Below are 17,348 nucleotides of genomic sequence, written 5' to 3' on the forward strand. Positions count from 1 at the left end.
GTCGAGGGGCCTTCTACGATAGTGCAAGGCGTAAGGTGTTTCTGAGCTCTTGAAAAGTGACTGGCTTTACTAGGTGATAGCGAATGCCCGCTTGTAGGGAAGCCTCTTTGTCGTTTCTGTGGGCGTTAGCGGTAAGCGCAATGATAGGAAGGTTAGGGTGCCCTTCTTTCATAATTTTTGCCACTTCTAAGCCGTTAATATCTGGCAGGTTAATGTCGAGCAATACGCAGTCAAATGCGGTTTCGTTAACCCTGCTAATGGCGTCGTCCCCGGTGTAGCTCACGGTCACCTCGTGCCCCATACTTTGTAGCATGTACTCTACCATTTCTGCATTAATCGGTTCATCTTCAACAACCAAAACGTTGGCTTTAGCTAAATCTTTGATAATTTTGGCGTTGCTTGCTGTTAATTGATGAATAGCATCGACAAACCGGTTTCTATCGATGGGTTTAACAAAGCTCTGATAAATTGGTAGCTCACTATTGGCTATGATATTCGCAATATCCGGTGTTGCCGATAGTACAATGACCGGCGGTACTCGCTCGCCGTAAATGGCACGCAGTGTTTTTACCAGTTCAAGCCCGTTCATTCCTGGCATATACAAATCGGCAATGATTCCCGCGAACTGAAGTACTTCTTCGTGAAGGTTCAGAAGGTTAGCGCCAGAGGAAAAAGTCCGCACGCTAAACCCTTCTTTAGTAATGATTGACTGTAAGTGCAGCCTTGATATTTCTAAATCGTCGACAACCGCAAACTTGGCATTCGACGGGGTAGACGACACCGAAGGTGAGTCTTCTAACGGCTTTATAGGAAGTGATATCTTAAATTCTGAGCCGACGCCTACGGTACTGTTGACTTGAAGTGTACCGCCAAGTCTATCACTACTGCGTTTGGCCACTGATAAGCCAATCCCAGCTCCCGGATAGCGCTGACTTTGTGAGTGTTCGCCTCGGTAAAAGCGCTCAAACATGCGTTGCTGGGTAGTATCATCAATGCCAATGCCGGTGTCATTTACGATGATTATTAGAAATACCCTCTTGTTTTTAACGAACGTTGTGACGGTTACGTCGATCAGGCCCGTAGACGTGAACTTGACGGCATTGTCGAGAATATTCGTAATGACTTTGAAAAGGGCGATAGGATCGGTTTCGGCATAGCTGGGTACGCTATGACTGCAATGCATATTGAACTCAAGCTTTTTGTCTTTAATTCTAACCGAAAAAGGAGATATGCATTCGTCCAACAAGCTGATCAAGTCTACTTTTGAAAGTTGAAGGTCATCCTCTATGTGATTATTGAGTATATCAGTAAGGTTGTTGGTTAAATTTAGTAGTCGGTAACTGGATTGCTCAGCTTGCTGAATCAACCGACTACGTTGATCTTCTAAATTAGGAATAAGCTCTAAGGCACTGATTATGGCGCTAATCGGGGCTCTAAATTCATGGCTGATTAGCTGTAAGAACTCTTTATCCTGCAAATCTTGCTCATCTTCAGCGATAGCGAGTCTTAGCTTTGACTTACGTAGTTTTCGCAATGGTCTACTGGAAGCGCTTTTATTAAAGAGCCATGCGATAAAATACCATAGGACCAACGTAATCGCGGCAAATAGTGTTGTTAGTAACGTTTTGTGCCGTAGCGACTGTATACGGAGTATTAAGGCCTTTTCCTCCGCCTGTAAGGTTTTCAAAAGGGGAAGTAAACTAAAGCCATTTTGTATGTAACGAACTGCCTCTGCGGGGGGGAGTTCAATAAGCGTATAAAGCAGCATTAATGTTGTTTGTGCGGTTTCTTGTGCTGAAGCTCTGCCCAGACCCTTATATGCGTCTATAAACGCAGCACTAGAAAGCACAGAAGACGTTTCATATTCCCCCCACTCATTCTGTATATGTTGTTTTAACCCTTGAAAGGCAATGTGTAATTCATGTTCTAAGGCAGTACGAAGGCGATTAGTGTTTTGAGCCTGAGAATGAAATTGATTTATTCTATGTTCAGAAATAAGTAAGTGGTTTTGCAGGTTACTGTGCTGGGTCAAACGGGTGATAAAAGATTGTTGCTTGCTCATTAATATCAGCAAAAAGGAAATAATAACGATGCCAAAAAACAAGGCAATTGTATTTACTTTCGAAAAAGTCAATGCCGTGGCGTTTTTTGATGGCTTACGCTGCGGCTTGGCAGCATCAGTTGGGCTCAACTTTCTTCCTTGCAAGTGTTTGCGTTAGTGCCTTTCTTAAATGTAGGCAACTAACGCTAACTTGCAAGGAAATAACGTCATATTAATTGGAAGTGAGATGGTTGGTGATAGATAACTATGACGTTTCAACGCGTTTTATGTGATGCCTGATAGAGTATAGAAAACAAAGGCTTGGTACTACCATAAGCGCCGTTAAAATGAAGAATAGACTCCAGTTACCTTGTAGACTATCGACAACTAAGCCACTACTAGATGCGACTAACGTCCTCCCCGCAACGCTGAGTGAGGCCATCAGGGCATATTGGGTAGCGCTAAAAGCACGATTACACAAAAGCGATATAAAGGCGACCATAGCAACAGTGCTCCATGCCCCCGTGAAACCGTCTACAATAACAGTAATAGCTAGTAATGACGTTGAAGGTCCGGTTTGTGCTATAAGCGCAAAAAGAAGGTTTGAAGCTGCCATGGCAACCCCTGCAATCATCAACCCTCGATAAATACCATAGCGAATATTGACTAACCCACCAAGCAGTGAAAAGACAATCGTCACCCACCAATTAAGTAGCTTTGAGTAAGTGGCAATATCACTATTTGAAAACCCTACTTCTTTATAGAATACAATGCTCATACGGCCTAAAAATGCCTCGCCGATTTTGAAAAGAAAAATGAACAATAAAAATGAAGCGGCCAGCTTAATGCCATTTCGGCTAAAGAACTCAGAAAATGGCGTAATAAGCGTTGTTCTTAACCAGTTGAGCACAGCTGAGTTATTTTCGTGAGAATTCGTTATGCGGCCAAGCAGGGCCTCTCTATCTACATTCGGTTCATTAGCAAAACAGGTTGCACAGGCCAATAAAGCCATAATAGCGCCGAGCAATAAGTAGATATTTGGCCATGACCAAGTCGTTAGATCGGCCAAGAAAAAGGGAATAGCGCCAAGGCCGCCATAGCCTGTCCACCAACCGGCGGTTGCTACCGATGAGGCGGCTGACATCCCGTCTTTATCATCTTTTTCTATACAGTCAATCCGAAAGCCATCAATAGCAATATCCTGTGTAGCAGAAGCAATGGCAATTAATAAACCCACTAATGCAACGTAAAATAAGTCATGGTCGGTGGTTAGTTGCGACATCGCTAAGCACAGCAGTACGACACTGCTTTGCATCAAAAAAATCCAGCCTCGTCGCTGCCCCAATAGTGGCGGTTTGATTTTATCGACAAAGGGAGACCATAGAAAATTAAATGAATAGGTGGCGAAGATGATACCGAACAAACCAATTGCCGAACGCGATAATCCCTCATCTTTTAACCATGCTGATAAAACTGAACCAATCATGATCCAAGGGAAGCCACTGGAAACGCCAAAAAGAAAAATGGATAAGTAGCGTTTGTCATTGAACGTTTTTAATGCAGTTAGCAATACTTCGGCCTTCGGCGTTGACTCAAAAGTGTATTGAGCCATGAACCATTGTGTTTAGCAATAAAACTGTGGGGGCATTGTTAATTTTTAAGCGATACGTTTATAACCCAATTGAGGGTATACCGCTGTAAATGAGTAGAAGTTAGGGGCGGATACCGACGCAATCCAAAGGACAGTGCCCTAAACCTTCAAGGAAATTAACGCAGTTAGTTAACTCATCGACGAGAAACTGATCGTTTATCAATTTTTCTTCATTCCAGTAGTGTACTTGGTGAAGTAAATGCCAAAAGACACGCTCTTTTTGCGTATAGGGCTGTGTTAGAGTGCATTCAATTTGTCCCCATTCTTCCATACTATCCCAAAAGAATAGCTCGATTTCCTCGATTGGAAGCTCTCCTTGCCAAAATGCTCTCAAATAGAAACACAGCTGTTTTGCTTTGTTATCTACAAAATCTTGAACATTCACGAGTAACTCAACCGTCTCTGTTTGCTTAAATTAGTATAGTCCATTACATCGTTACCAATGACTGCATTGACCCGTTATTTACATTATTATGGGTAGGTAACTGTTTTGGATGTTAATTTAGCGTAATCTTAAGAAGAGAGAATTACCAGCCTAGATGCCTTGTCCAACCTATTGTGCTATTTGCAACCATATGAATATTTGGGTTTTTTTCTATTTCTTTTATACTAAAGATTAAAGAATTATTTGGAAGGATGACTTGTCTATAGTGCAACTTTAGTTCATTTTTTGCTCTGATTTTTCTTTTCATTGTGGTGATGGTCTCCCAGTCATTGAAGTCGCTAAGGGAGAGGTCGAGCACAGGAAAGTTCGCTTTCGCTATGGTATCAATCACCAAATTGTTTGTATTTTCCTCTGGCCAAAACGGTGAAATAGCCACAAACGTGTCAGGCTGTAAATTAGGCTGTGTTTCTATAGAAGACAGGTAAGTGGTAGCAAGCATACCTTGCGCGATTACCATTCGATACCCGGTTCTGTCTTGTAAATAATTATCTAAAGCGTTGAGCTGCAACGTCAGGGCTTCTGTTGCCGCTTCAAAGTTGAGGTATTGCGTCAGCTGGTTACTTCGAGGGTGAATGGCTAGCGCAGTTTCAGTCGGTGACGAGGCTTCCTCTGTCAACATTTCGCTGTCCTGTTCACTACTGGTTTCAGCGTTAGACGAGCTTTTGGGCATGTTGAAAGGGCTTATAATGACGTTCCAGCCTTTTTCAGCAAGCATGTTAGCAAGGCTATTTCCTTGCGCCAAAGTAAGGCTAGATGGAAAGGGTTCGGTAAGTATGATAGTAACACCTAAGGGAAGCGGTGTTTTTGACTCAACTTCAATGATTGGGGCTTCCAATTCGCCTACCATAAGGGCTTTTACTTCACCTGGCAGATAAGCATTTTTTACGTCCGTAAAAAAGTCGCAATGAGCCGTCATAGGCAGCAGCGAAACAATCAATGCAAAGGTTAAAAGGAGAGCGTGCCTTTTCATAAAAAATGGTATGCCTTTAACTATCACCTCGATACGGACAGTTGTGCCAGCATCAAATCAGTTTATAAACGAATTCGTTCTATTAAGATTATCGGCAACGCCCTTTAAAACTAAAATAATGTTGTTTAATTAAGGCCGAGACGCATTAAGGGCTACTCAATGCGCTCTGAAAGCGGAGGTGGGCAATACGGACTAAAAGGGATGGTGACATTAAACTGCAGCCAATGTCCTAGTGTTGGGTGGGAAAAACTCAAGCTTTCAGCATGAAGCTGTAAGCGAGGTGCCATAGATAATGCTTCTTCATGGGCATAGAGTCTATCTCCCAAAATAGGGTGACCCAAAGCAAGCATATGCACGCGCAGTTGGTGAGAGCGACCGGTAATGGGGTAAAGGGCAACAAGAGAGTAGGGGCGCTCTTTTTCATCCAGTGTGCGCTCAATGACTTCAAAGTGCGTTACGGCTTTTTTTCCACGCTCAAAGTCTACCATTTGCTTTGGCCTGTTTGGCCAGTCGCAAATAAGGGGAAGATTAACCTCTCCGCTGTTTTGTTCTACATGCCCATGAACTCGGGCGAAGTAGCGCTTTTTAGTTTGTCGAAGCTCAAACTGCTTCGAGATATGGCGATGGCTATCTTTATTAAGCGCCAGCACCAAAATACCCGAAGTCGCCATGTCTAAGCGATGCACTACTGTGGCGGTGGGATACACACGGTTCACCCGGCTAATTAGCGAGTCGCGGTGCTCTAATGCTTTGCCCGGAACGCTCAATAGCCCGCTAGGTTTATGCGCTACCACCATGTCCTCATCTTGATACAAAATATCAAGATAAGGTGTCATCGGTGGGTTATAAACAAAACTTGGGTTCGCCATTATGTACTCGTTACTTCACAGTCGCTTTTGAATGTTTAACCTTTTAAGGTTACGGGTTATTTACCACAATACGAATGGCGTCTAGCTGAACATCTGCATCCTGAATTACTTTATCAAGGGTGTTCATTTGCGTTTCAATAAACTCTATTTCGCTGTCACGTACTGCAGGGTTACGTTTTTGAAGATCGCGTAAGCGCTGTATTTCTTCGTTAAGCGTGCTGTGCATATTGTTAAGCGCGTCGTGTTGCTTTTGGTTAGCTTGCTGATGGGCAAGCTTACGCGCCTTTTCAATGGCAAGCTCAAGGGGCTGTTGTAGGGCTTTTAAAAGCTGAGCCGATATCTTGCGTCCAATCTTACGCTTAACGTCGAAGCTTAATTCAGACGGATTGCCTTGTGCATCTAAACACACTCTAACCGGTGTTTGAGGTAAGAAGCGGCCTAGTTGAAGTGATTTAGGTGCTTGTGCCTGTAGCACAAATAACGCTTCAATCCAGTACGCGCCTTTTGGCAAAGAAGGCTCGGCAATAAAGCCCATGCTGCTTTTTCCGTGTACGTCGGTGAGTACTACGTCCATGGCGGTATGCACAAGTGGATGATCCCAACTTAAAAACTGTACGTTTTCTAGCGTGGTGGCTACACGGCGCTTGTAAGTAACCGTCATGCCTTCTGGGTCAAGACCCGGAAGCTGGCTCACCATCGACTCGGTTGGCATAAGAATAAAGCAGTCATTGCCTTTTTCATCCTGCTGGACACCGATAGCATCGAATACGCGGCCCATAAAGCGGGATAAATCCTGTTCGCTATCAAGGGTAATAATGTCTTCAAGCAGTTGTTCTACGCGGCCCTCTCCCGAAGCATTAAGCTCTAGAAGACGATCGCGACCGGCTTCTAGTTGCGCTACGAGCTGGCTATTAAGCGTAACACTCATGTTCACTAGCTCATCACGGTCGCTTATATCGTCGGGGTGTAAGCAGGCACCAATAAGCAATGGCTTCACGTCGTCAAACACACCAGAGCCCGTAGGGCAGGTTTTCTCGAAGGCATTCAGCCCTTCGTGATACCAGTCTAGCAATACGTGCTGCGCGGTTTTCGCTAAATACGGCACGTGAATTTGTACGGTTTGGGTTTGGCCAATACGGTCAAGACGACCAATACGTTGTTCAAGCAGATCTGGCGTAATAGGCAAATCGAACAGCACCAAATGGTGAGCGAACTGGAAGTTACGACCTTCGCTACCAATTTCACTACACAGTAGAATTTGTGCGCCGTCTTCCTCATCAGCAAAATAATGGGCCGCCTTGTCGCGCTCAACAATGCTCATGCCTTCGTGGAATACACTATGACGAATTCCGGTTTGCGTGCGAATAACCTCACCTAATTCTTGCGCTGTACGGGCGCTTGCGCAAATAAGCAGAATCTTTTCTGGCTTAACGCTTTGCATGAAATCAAGCAGCCATTCAACGCGCGGATCATGCTTAGTCCAGCTGTTAACCACGCTTGCCATACGTTCAGGGTACAGTGAATAGGTTAAGTCGCCGCCGCTCACGGCATCTGAATAAACCTCAGGCAAAGCCAGCTCGTAAGCGCTTAATTTACGCACCGGGAAGCCTTCGATATTGGCGCGGCGGTTTCTAAACAGCATACGACCTGTGCCGTGACAATCGATAAGCTGGTGCAGCAGCGCATGGCGATTTTCCGGCGAACTTAAATCACCCGCATGTTCCATTACGTCAGGCGCGAATTCAGCGAGTTTGCTACGCTGTTTATCGTTAGGCTCGGCGTCTGAAAGTAATGGCGCTACCGCATCGGCCAGTTGGCTGTATTTCGATTCTTCATCTAAGAAAGCGTCGTAGCTATGGAAGCGGGCCGGGTCGAGCAATCGCAAGCGTGCAAAGTGGCTTTCGTGACCAAGTTGATCAGGTGTTGCGGTAAGCAGTAATACGCCTGGCGTTTGGTTTGCCAGCGCTTCCACACACAGGTATTCGGCAGAGGGAGCCTCACTTGACCACGCAAGGTGATGGGCTTCATCGACAACCATTAAATCCCATCCTGCAGCTTGAATTTGCTGCTGGCGTTTTTCGCTTTTGCTTAGGAAGTCGATACTACAAAGTACCAGCTGGTCGTTTTCAAATGGATTCACAGCGGCCGTGTCAGATGTTTCGTCATCTTGTAAGCCTTCGCTCTTCTCTAAGCCTTCGCTCTTTTCTATGGCTTCGCAACGACTCTCATCGTAAATGGCAAAAGGAAGGTTAACGCGGCGAAGCATTTCAACAAGCCATTGGTGCATGAGCGAGTCTGGAACCAAAATAAGCACGCGCTCTGCACGGCCTGTTTTAAGCTGCTGGTGAATAATCAACGCGGCTTCAATGGTTTTACCAAGCCCTACTTCATCGGCAAGCAATACGCGAGGTGCATGTCTGCCGCCTACCTCTGACGCAATGTGAAGTTGGTGCGGTATAAGCGATATGCGCGCACCTGCAAGGCCTATAGTGCTTGAACGCAGGTAATCGTATTGATGATCTAAAGCACGTTCGCGCAAGTCGAACCATTTAGGGTTGTCTAATTGCTGACTAAACAGACGCTTTTCAGGTTGGTTCAAGCGAATGTGGCTGTCTAGCATAGTTTCAGGTAATCGCGCTTGCGCTTTGGTGTCTTCGCGAAGCCCGTGATAGATGAAAAGATCTTGGCTTTCTTCTTTTTCAGTAATGGTCATTTCCCAGCCGTCTTGGCTTTTGACCGTTTCGCCAATTTCAAAAATTAGTCGCGTAAGCGGCGCATCTTGCTTAGTATATTTTCGCGCTTCGCCTGTTGCTGGATACAACACTTCGACTGAACGGAAGTCGCTACCAATAACGACACCTAACCCCAGCTCTATTTCTGTGTTGCTTAACCAACGCTGACCAACTGAAAATTGACTATCTGAACTCATAAATCACCAACCTGTTTTTCGGGGGGCGGTATTGTACGCATTGCGTTGTGATAAGTCATTAATACTAGCTTATTTGATTTACGGTTGCAGGTGGGGGCGTGATTGAGTACGTACGCCTATGCGTCAACAAGACGATTAGCACTAGTAAGCCTTCATTACTTCATAAATAGAATGCTGGTAGCAAAAGAATAAGAACGTTAACGTGCCCATCAGGCTTGCTTTGTCACAGGGTTGGCGTAAAACTGTCGTATCACTGACCATGGATATTTCTTACTGTTAACCGCGTTACGTTTTTAACGTATGTGAAGCGCAGCTAACAGGAGGAAGCGCGAGATGGATATGAAAGTAGAGACCCTTTCTATGGTGGAAGTTGATGGCGAATATAAAGCAATAGGCTACTTTATTAAGTAGCCTACTCAGGTAACTGGTACAAAGTTTCAATCCCTTGAATGGCTTTTATAGCATCATCGCTCGTTGCATTGTTGATGGCTTTGATAAGTTCAGGTGCATTGTAGGGCTCTAACAAGGTTAAGAACGTCGCTGTGCCAGGCGGCATGCCACTATGCACCGCTTTTTGCAGTCGTTTCCATACGGTGAACAGCGTCTCCTCACCAAACGTCTTTTGCTGCACCACGCTATCGATGGCGCGGTGCATTATCATTCCGCAAGAATAATAGAGATTGAACTGTCCGTTTTTATAAGCATGAGCCAGCGTAGTCTGCGCCAGCCCTTCAGTACAGCTCTCGAAAGCGCGGGTCATTCGGCTTTCAACATAGCTATTGGTGTCTTCATAGAGGAAGTTCATGGCGATTGCCGCAAAGTAGTCGGCGCTACCCTCGTGCAGCCAAGACTGCTCCTCGTTTTCTGATACACCTTCAGTACTGCCAGGCTGATAAAAATGGGCGACTTCGTGAGCAAAGAACCAGAGTGTTTGGTTAACAAAGTTGCTGTTACTGGCCTGCTCATTTAAGTCTTGTCTGTTCCAATGCATAAATATCTGGTTAGGAAGTGTGCCACCTTGTGTAGAGTGATCGTCTACGTTTGCGTAAGAGGCAAATAACATGGGCTTCTCGCCTTTAAGCGGATTAAGAGAATGGGAGAAAAACGCCATCATGTTGGGTATGTCTTCTTCTAGCGAAGCTTTAATGCTTTTTGGAAGTCCGGGGTCAATTAAGGCTACTACATCATCGGTAATAATTGGCTGTTGCTTACCCACATACACGACTCTTCCGTCATTGTTATCTGACCACGACACGCTGCTTTTCACTACTTTGCCATTTAACACAATGTGTTCATCACTGGGAACATTAAGTGTCAGGCGCCATTTATTATCTTCTTCAGTACAGGCATTAGCGCAAGCGAACAGTCGTCCAGAATGAAATGCATTTCCGCCATCAGAAAAAGGAGAAAATGGCGCATAATCTTTGCCCAAGTGTTTGTAGGTAGGTGTTAAAGAAAAGGATACGTTAGAAATTAATTTGCCTGTTTTAGAGCGCACAACTTCCTTTTGTTCAGCAATGTTGTAAACAATCTCGATGTCGCTGTTAATTGGTAGCCAACGAGTTACTCTCGAAGAGTCTGGGTTTCTAACGAATACTAGCCGCTCTGAAGGTGTATCTAATGTATAACTTACCGCCCAAGTAGCACCGTTATCTGTTTGCGCCTTTTCAATTATAGTATTGATAGGGCTAGCGGTACCTGCACTTGCTAAACAGTTTGTGAATAGCAAAATGAAAAAAGTAAGGGCTGGTGTAATTACGTTACGTAGGGTGATTTTCACAACTAAAAGTTCCTTCTTAAGCGTGGTAATGATTAGCTGCTTTTGCGTATTAATGATGGCAACGAGTATCTACCGTTTTGCCTGTTCTTGATAATCAATGTTACTGCAATGTTAATGGTTATTGGCTGATTTTGTGGTAATTTACTCGATAATAACGCACTTTTTGTTTTTATCTGCTATTTAAACTTCATCTAATGAACACAGAGAATTATATAATGCCAAAGGCTACGGGTGGTGTTGTTTACTTTTTTACCCGTACATCGGTGCCTAAAAAATCGGTGGCATTGTATGTACTATGTCTGGCCTTTCTAGTTTGTGCCAATTTTGCATCTGCAAGTTCTATTTTGCTTGCAACATCAGAGGTAAGCCCCTTTAGTGACAGCAAAGACGTGTCGAAAGGGTATGTAAATGAAATAGTAGTAAAGGCTTTTGAAGAGTTAGGTGAATCGCTAAACGTAGAGCATTACCCTCATGCAAGGGCTTTAATGTTGGCGAGACAGGGCGCCGTTGACGGTGTATTCCCTGTTCATGACTACGAGCGTTTCAATGACGCATTTTTTATATCGGATGCTATTCCAGCCGGAGCAAGTGGGTTCTTAATAAGGGCCAAAGACTTACAAGGTCACAGCGAAATCCCCGACCTTGTCAGTTGGCTTAAACAGCAAAACTTACGTGGGATTGGGTATTTAAGAGGCACAATCGCGCCAAAGTTCATATCAAACGAAACGTTTTTCAATATGTTCCCGGGAAAGTCTACGGTTAACCTTCTAGATTTGCTGGGAAGAGAGCGAATAGATGTTTTGTTTATTGATAAATACAGCGCGAAGGAGGCATTAGTTAATGAGCGTCCTAGCCTCATAGGAGAGTTTATATTTATTCCTGGTCAGGAAGTGGAAAGCTCTTTTCATCTAGCACTTTCCAAACAAAAGCCTGAATCTTCCGCATTAATTGAGAAGTTCAACGAAGCCTTACGAAAGCAAAAACAGTCAGGTCATGTAACTCGCACACTTGAAAAATATGGCGTATACAAAGCGTCTGATAATGAAAAAGCATTGATTGTTGGCGCACCCGATATCAATGCTGTCTTTCATGCCAAAGCATACTTAGACGAATACGACTCCCCCCTGTCACAGTTAAACATCCAGTGGCAAATAATGGATGAAACCGTGTTGCGGCGTAGGCTGCTCGGCGACTTTTCTGTTAACGAAAACCGCTTCGATTTGGTGTTAATAGGAAACTATGGGCTTCCCATTTGGGCTAAGCGAGACATTCTTGTTCCTTTTAGTACACATCCTGATAATTACGATATAAAGGATATTATTCCGGCCGCACTGCTCGCTAACACCGTTAATGGAGCGCTTTATGGGTTACCATTCGTTGCTGAAACTACGCTCACTTTCTATCGAACCGATCTACTCGATAACTTAAACCTAAGCCTTCCTACTGTGCTTACTTATAAGGATGTTAAAGTGCTCGCCAAGCAAATACATAGGCCTGAAAAGGAAGTCTATGGTGTTGGGCTTAGAACGCGAGTGGGGTGGGGGCAGAATATGGCACTGGTTAGTACCATGGCCAACACTTATGGCGCATCGTGGTTAGATGAAAAAATGCAGCCTACATTAGACAGCAAAGCGTGGTTTGATGCTGTGAGCATGTATGCTGATCTTGCTAAAAATTATGGGCCTCCTGATAACAAAAATATGGGGTGGCAAGAGAATCAAAAGCTCTTTGCAGAAGGGAAATTAGCGTTTTTTATCGACGCCTCTTCCTTAGGTGGCGCTCTATTTGATAAAGGTTTCTCAAAGGTTACTCAATTCACTGGCGTAACGTATGCGCCGCTGGGTAACCAACAGAAGGGGGCGCAATGGTTTTGGTCATGGAATTTTGCAGTACCGAAACAATCTCAATATGTGGATGAGGCTCAGTCAATTGCACACTTTTTAACGTCTAAAGCTTTTATTGATGAACTAAAGAAAGCCCGTGGAGAATACGCGGCCCCTTCAGGCACACGACACTCAACTTATTCAAGCTCCTATCAGCAAGCCGTGCCTTACGCTGCTTTTGAACATCAAGCGTTGAAATTGCTCTCCAGCGATGATCCGAGTAAGTCTATGATAGGAAGTCAGTTTATCCCTATTCCTGAGTTTACTGCGATTGGCTACGCAGTAGGGGCACAAATTAATGATGTGGTTACCGGTAAACAGAGCGTAAGAAAGGCCCTAGAGCGCGCCCAAAGTCACACTCAGATTATTTTGGAACGGGCTGGATATTACGCAGAAAAAGAAAAGTAGAGGGGGCGCATAAAAGCGGTTATTGAGTGGGTGAAAACTGATCCGGGCAAAAAATAAAAAAGAAAAAACAGTGCTAAATCTCAAAAACTGGATTATGGTGGAATTAAGGGTTCGCTAAATTAACAAACGAGCCTTTGAGGCAGAAAGTGTAGTACTGCTTCTCAGTCGACGCGAGTAGGGGAAGAAGTCCTGTTTCGAGCGGCATTCTCCTACAACCGTAACTGTAGCTTGTTAGCGCGTGCGTTCATAAATGAATAAAACGGCTAACCTGGCTTTATTTACCGGAGTGAAGGATGCCAAGAAAAAATTCTACCGATACTAAGATTTACGTCCTCGATACCAATATTCTGCTGCACGAACCTCACGCTTTTCTCTCATTTAAAGAACACGACGTGGTTATTCCAATGACTGTATTGGAAGAACTCGACTACATAAAAGACAGCAAAAAAGACGTGGCGCGTGACGCACGAGTTTCTATTCGGGCGATGGAGGATTTACTCCACGATGCTACACCAGAAGATATGCTTGCGGGCGTATCAATGGAAGGGTTGGGAGCAGGGCAAACGGCTCCATCAGGAAGCTTATCTATCTTTGCCGATTTGAATATGGTTGAGGCCCAACAGGTTTTTACCAGTAATGAGAACGACAACCGCATTATTAACGTAGCGCTTCACTTGCAAAAGACGTTCGCGCCGCAAAAAGTGGTGCTGGTAACCAAAGACTTAAACATGCGTCTTAAGGCGAAAGGGGCAGGCCTTGCTCATGTTGAAGACTACCGCACCGACCAACTCATTACCGACATTAAGTACTTATCTCGTGGGTTCCATACTTTTGAGGGAAATTTCTGGGACAGCGTAAAAAGTGTGGATAGCCGCAGTGAGGGCCGTGACACCATTCACACCATACCAAAATCCATGCTTCCAGAGGCGTATATCAACGAGTTTTTGCTTGATGAAACGAAACAATTCGCAGGCTTGGTAGAAGAGATTACTGACGATCACCTAGAGGTACTGGACTTAGGCTACGAACGCTTAATGGGTCGCCACGCCTGGGGTATTACACCTAAAAATATTGGCCAGGCCATGGCGCTTCATGCGCTACTCGACCCACATATTGATATGGTTATTCTCACAGGTCCTGCCGGAAGTGGTAAAACGCTACTTGCGCTAGCCGCTGCCCTTGAAATGGTGGTAGAGCGCAACATGTACGACAAAATCATCGTAACGCGCAGCACGCCGGAAATCGCTGAGTCTATTGGCTTCTTGCCGGGAACGGAAGAAGAAAAAATGCTGCCTTGGCTGGCGGCGATTACCGACTCTCTCGAAGTGCTTCACAAACATGACGAAAATACAAAAGGCTCGATGAATTACATCATGGAAAAAGCCAACATTCAGTATAAGTCGGTGAACTTTATGCGAGGTAGAAGTATTCAAAATGCCATTGTGATTTTGGATGAGTCGCAAAACTTAACCGCGTCACAGCTTAAAACCATCATCACACGCTGTGGTGAAGGAACGAAGCTGATAGTGGGTGGTAACTTAGCGCAGATTGATAGCAACTACTTAAGTGCTGTGACGTCGGGGCTTACTTACTTAGTTGAGAAGTTTAAAGACTTCTCAGGCAGTGCCACCATTAACCTAGATGGTGTGGTAAGAAGTCGTCTTGCGAGTTTTGCAGAAGAAAACTTGTAAAGCTCCCTCCTTATCGAGCATTTTAACTAAAGCGCCTTTATCGCAAAGGCGCTTTTTGTTTTTTACTCTACGACTTCCACTTGATAGCGCCCTGTTACAATGTGGCGTTCAGTATCTTCAGATACTTGTCCAAACGGAATGAGTGCGGGACCAGTTGGGTCATAGAGCACGTAGGTGTCGCCCTCGTACTCTATGGTTCTATCATCGACCATTGGCGTTAACGCAATGCCAAGCAAAGCATGATTCGGCAAAAATACCATAATCATCTTTGTCGACGGCAAAAATGCGCGCACCATTGACGACGCCAGTACCGCTTTACTATCGCAATCACCTAAATTTTGCATAATTACGCTGACAGGCGGCGCATAGCCAGAACCGTTGCTTGCAACTCTATCTTCCAAAGTGTCGTACGGGATACTTTGAAGCCAGCTAAGAATCAATGAGAAATAGGCTCTGGAATCTGACTCTGAAGCCACTTTTTCATAAAACGCTTGCGATGCTGCGACTAGGGGTTTTACCGACTCAGCAACATATCGCACGTGATCGGGTTTTATTGCTTGTTGGTTAAATAAGGTTGTGAACCGCGTAAAGTAATGGTCTTGCAGGTATTGGTCGTACTCTTGCTGCTGAATAGCCTTTAACTTGCTGAGTATTTCTTCAACTTGTGCTTCGTCTGAGCCTGTAACCTGGATATCAATCGACTCGCGTTTTGGCGTTATTTTCACACGAGCAACTTTTGGATCTATTTTTTTTGCTTCTTCAGTGAGCGCAACGGTAATGTATCGCTGAGCAATCTTTGGTTTGTAGTTGGCTTGTCGCGAGGGGGCCTCTTTAAGCGCACTGTTGGGTAGCTCGAAGGAAATCGATTGTCTCGCATTATCGTTATCTAACCAAACATAACTGAAGCTAACACCTGTATCAGTTTTTATTTTCTTGTACTGAAGCTGTTCGCTGTGGGCAATAAACGAAAAGAGCATGGTGGAAAGCAGCAAAAGTACGCCCGCTGGCCTTAAGCCGCAAGGCAAATAAACACTCGATGTAGACAAATAGCTGCTAGGCGTTTTATTTGCCACTGGTATGCGCACCGTATTTCACTTATTCGTAGTGTATTGAGTATGCGCGCCTGTGTGTAAAAAACAAGTTTATGCCCAAACGAAATGAGCAGGCGGTATAAAGCGCGTATTAATTAAGGCGTTGTCTTTCGGATAAAAATTAGGCGACATTCGTCGCCTAATCATTAAACCAGTTTAACTCATCGTGAAGGCTTACCACACTACCTACAATGATTAATGTAGGGGGCTGCAGCTGCGCTTCTTCTTGCTTAGCAACAATATCTGCTAGGGTGCCTGTTAACACTTGCTGCTTTTCAGTGGTTGCTGACTGAACCAGCGCAATCGGTGTTGATGCATCTAATCCGTGCTCAATCATCTTCTCGCAGATAATGGGTAGACCTGTTAGCCCCATGTAGAACACTGCAGTTTGATTTTTTTGTGCAAGGGCTGGCCAGTTGAGCTCTATAGTGCCGTTTTTTAAATGGCCTGTAGCAAACACCACAGATTGTGCGTGATCTCTATGGGTAAGCGGAATACCCGCATAGCTTGACGCACCGCTCGCTGCGGTAATGCCGGGAACTACCTGAAACTCAATACCGTGCTGAATAAGGGTTTGAATTTCTTCTCCACCACGCCCAAATATGAATGGGTCGCCGCCCTTTAGACGCACTACGCGATTGCCTTTTTTGGCCTCATCAACCATTAGCTGGTTAATATCGCCCTGAGGAAGCGTGTGATTGCTTTTGGCCTTGCCCACATAGATTTTCTCGGCGTCACGGCGCACAAGCTCTAGAATTTGGGGTGAGACTAAACGGTCATATACCACCACATCAGCTTTTTGCATTAAACGAAGGGCACGAAAGGTAAGTAAGTCTGGATCGCCAGGGCCAGCCCCCACCAGATATACTTGGCCTTCTACTTTTTTGTCTTCGGCGGCGGCCTGTAGTGCCAATTCAAACGCCTCATCAGCTTTTTTGTCTTGGCCTTTTTCTACCATTTCAGCAATATCGCCATCGAGTACGTCTTCCCAGAAGTAACGTCTAGCGGTAACACCGTTTAAGGTTTGTTTTACTTTATCGCGGAATTTTTCAGAAAACGCACCCAGTCGACTTAAGTTAGCAGGTAATACCGTTTCTAACTTTTGACGCAAATAACGAAGCAGTACCGGCGCTACGCCACCACTACTCATCGCAATGACAATAGGAGAACGGTCAACAATAGAAGGAGTAATAAATTGGCAAAGCGGTGTGTTGTCCACCACATTTACTAATACTTTATTAGCGCGCGCTAAGTCGTGAATATGTTGATTTACATCGCCTTTGTCGGTGGCAATGAAAACCATATCTTTATGGGTGAGATCGCTATTTTCAAACTCGCGTTCAATGAGTGTCACTTTCTCATTAAGTGCCAACTGCTTCACCGTATCGCAAACCCAAGGCGCCACTACGGTAATGGTCGCAGGAGTCTTCATTATAAGCTCTAGCTTACGGGCTGCTACTTCACCAGCCCCAACAATTAGGACATTGAGTTTTCTGGCATCTAGAAATAACGGAAAGTAATCCATAAAGTTTTTCTTAGCTTCAAATACAAAAAAAAGAACTGACACTATTTTGCGCCAATTCTTTTTAA

11 protein-coding genes are annotated in these 17,348 nt (G+C 44.7%); 2 read left to right on the plus strand and 9 right to left on the minus strand.

The window, feature by feature from the left end:
* Positions 1-13: 13 nt before the first annotated feature.
* From E5672_RS00230 to E5672_RS00260, 7 genes are all read right to left on the minus strand, one after another.
* Entirely contained in the window at positions 14-2,191 is a 2,178-nt protein-coding gene (locus tag E5672_RS00230; protein WP_240692118.1) for a response regulator, read from the minus strand.
* Between the two features lie 115 nt (positions 2,192-2,306).
* Positions 2,307-3,653: an AmpG family muropeptide MFS transporter gene (locus tag E5672_RS00235; protein WP_136780413.1), complete on the minus strand. Its 1,347-nt coding sequence runs from the start codon at positions 3,651-3,653 to the stop codon at positions 2,307-2,309.
* Positions 3,654-3,753: 100 nt separating this feature from the next.
* On the minus strand, positions 3,754-4,077 hold the full coding sequence (locus E5672_RS00240; RefSeq protein ID WP_136780414.1) for a hypothetical protein: 324 nt from the start codon (positions 4,075-4,077) through the stop codon (positions 3,754-3,756).
* A 142-nt stretch (positions 4,078-4,219) separates the two neighbouring features.
* The gene (locus tag E5672_RS00245) at positions 4,220-5,107 is read right to left on the minus strand and encodes a DUF3530 family protein (protein WP_136780415.1); all 888 of its coding nucleotides are present in this window, start codon (positions 5,105-5,107) and stop codon (positions 4,220-4,222) included.
* Between the two features lie 152 nt (positions 5,108-5,259).
* A complete protein-coding gene (rluA, locus tag E5672_RS00250; protein ID WP_136780416.1) occupies positions 5,260-5,976 on the minus strand; it encodes a bifunctional tRNA pseudouridine(32) synthase/23S rRNA pseudouridine(746) synthase RluA in 717 nt (238 codons plus the stop codon).
* 49 nt (positions 5,977-6,025) lie between these two features.
* Positions 6,026-8,905: an RNA polymerase-associated protein RapA gene (rapA, locus tag E5672_RS00255; RefSeq protein WP_136780417.1), complete on the minus strand. Its 2,880-nt coding sequence runs from the start codon at positions 8,903-8,905 to the stop codon at positions 6,026-6,028.
* A 412-nt stretch (positions 8,906-9,317) separates the two neighbouring features.
* Entirely contained in the window at positions 9,318-10,685 is a 1,368-nt protein-coding gene (locus E5672_RS00260) for a M1 family metallopeptidase (RefSeq protein WP_136780418.1), read from the minus strand.
* Between the two features lie 215 nt (positions 10,686-10,900).
* Between E5672_RS00260 and E5672_RS00265 the strand changes: the two genes are divergently transcribed.
* Together E5672_RS00265 and E5672_RS00270 are read left to right on the plus strand one after the other, a co-directional pair.
* Entirely contained in the window at positions 10,901-12,976 is a 2,076-nt protein-coding gene (locus E5672_RS00265; RefSeq protein WP_136780419.1) for an extracellular solute-binding protein, read from the plus strand.
* 293 nt (positions 12,977-13,269) lie between these two features.
* Positions 13,270-14,667 (plus strand): PhoH family protein, encoded by a 1,398-nt coding sequence (locus E5672_RS00270; RefSeq protein WP_136780420.1) that lies wholly within the window; start codon positions 13,270-13,272, stop codon positions 14,665-14,667.
* Positions 14,668-14,729: 62 nt separating this feature from the next.
* Here E5672_RS00270 and E5672_RS00275 read toward each other — a convergent pair whose 3' ends face one another.
* The gene (locus tag E5672_RS00275; RefSeq protein ID WP_240692119.1) at positions 14,730-15,740 is read right to left on the minus strand and encodes a hypothetical protein; all 1,011 of its coding nucleotides are present in this window, start codon (positions 15,738-15,740) and stop codon (positions 14,730-14,732) included.
* Positions 15,741-15,897: 157 nt separating this feature from the next.
* Positions 15,898-17,283 (minus strand): siroheme synthase CysG, encoded by a 1,386-nt coding sequence (gene cysG, locus E5672_RS00280; RefSeq protein ID WP_136781021.1) that lies wholly within the window; start codon positions 17,281-17,283, stop codon positions 15,898-15,900.
* Positions 17,284-17,348: the final 65 nt, after the last annotated feature.

This window comes from Alteromonas portus, assembly GCF_005117025.1.
GTDB classification, from domain to species: domain Bacteria; phylum Pseudomonadota; class Gammaproteobacteria; order Enterobacterales; family Alteromonadaceae; genus Alteromonas; species Alteromonas portus.

Excerpts from the sequence above, each read along its gene's own strand:
- E5672_RS00235 (WP_136780413.1), bottom strand. The coding sequence starts at position 3,653 with ATGGCTCAATACACTTTTGAGTCAACGCCGAAGGCCGAAGTATTGCTA.
- E5672_RS00245 (WP_136780415.1), bottom strand. The coding sequence starts at position 5,107 with ATGAAAAGGCACGCTCTCCTTTTAACCTTTGCATTGATTGTTTCGCTG.
- rluA (WP_136780416.1), bottom strand. The coding sequence starts at position 5,976 with ATGGCGAACCCAAGTTTTGTTTATAACCCACCGATGACACCTTATCTT.
- rapA (WP_136780417.1), bottom strand. The coding sequence starts at position 8,905 with ATGAGTTCAGATAGTCAATTTTCAGTTGGTCAGCGTTGGTTAAGCAAC.
- E5672_RS00265 (WP_136780419.1), top strand. The coding sequence starts at position 10,901 with ATGCCAAAGGCTACGGGTGGTGTTGTTTACTTTTTTACCCGTACATCG.
- E5672_RS00270 (WP_136780420.1), top strand. The coding sequence starts at position 13,270 with ATGCCAAGAAAAAATTCTACCGATACTAAGATTTACGTCCTCGATACC.
- cysG (WP_136781021.1), bottom strand. The coding sequence starts at position 17,283 with ATGGATTACTTTCCGTTATTTCTAGATGCCAGAAAACTCAATGTCCTA.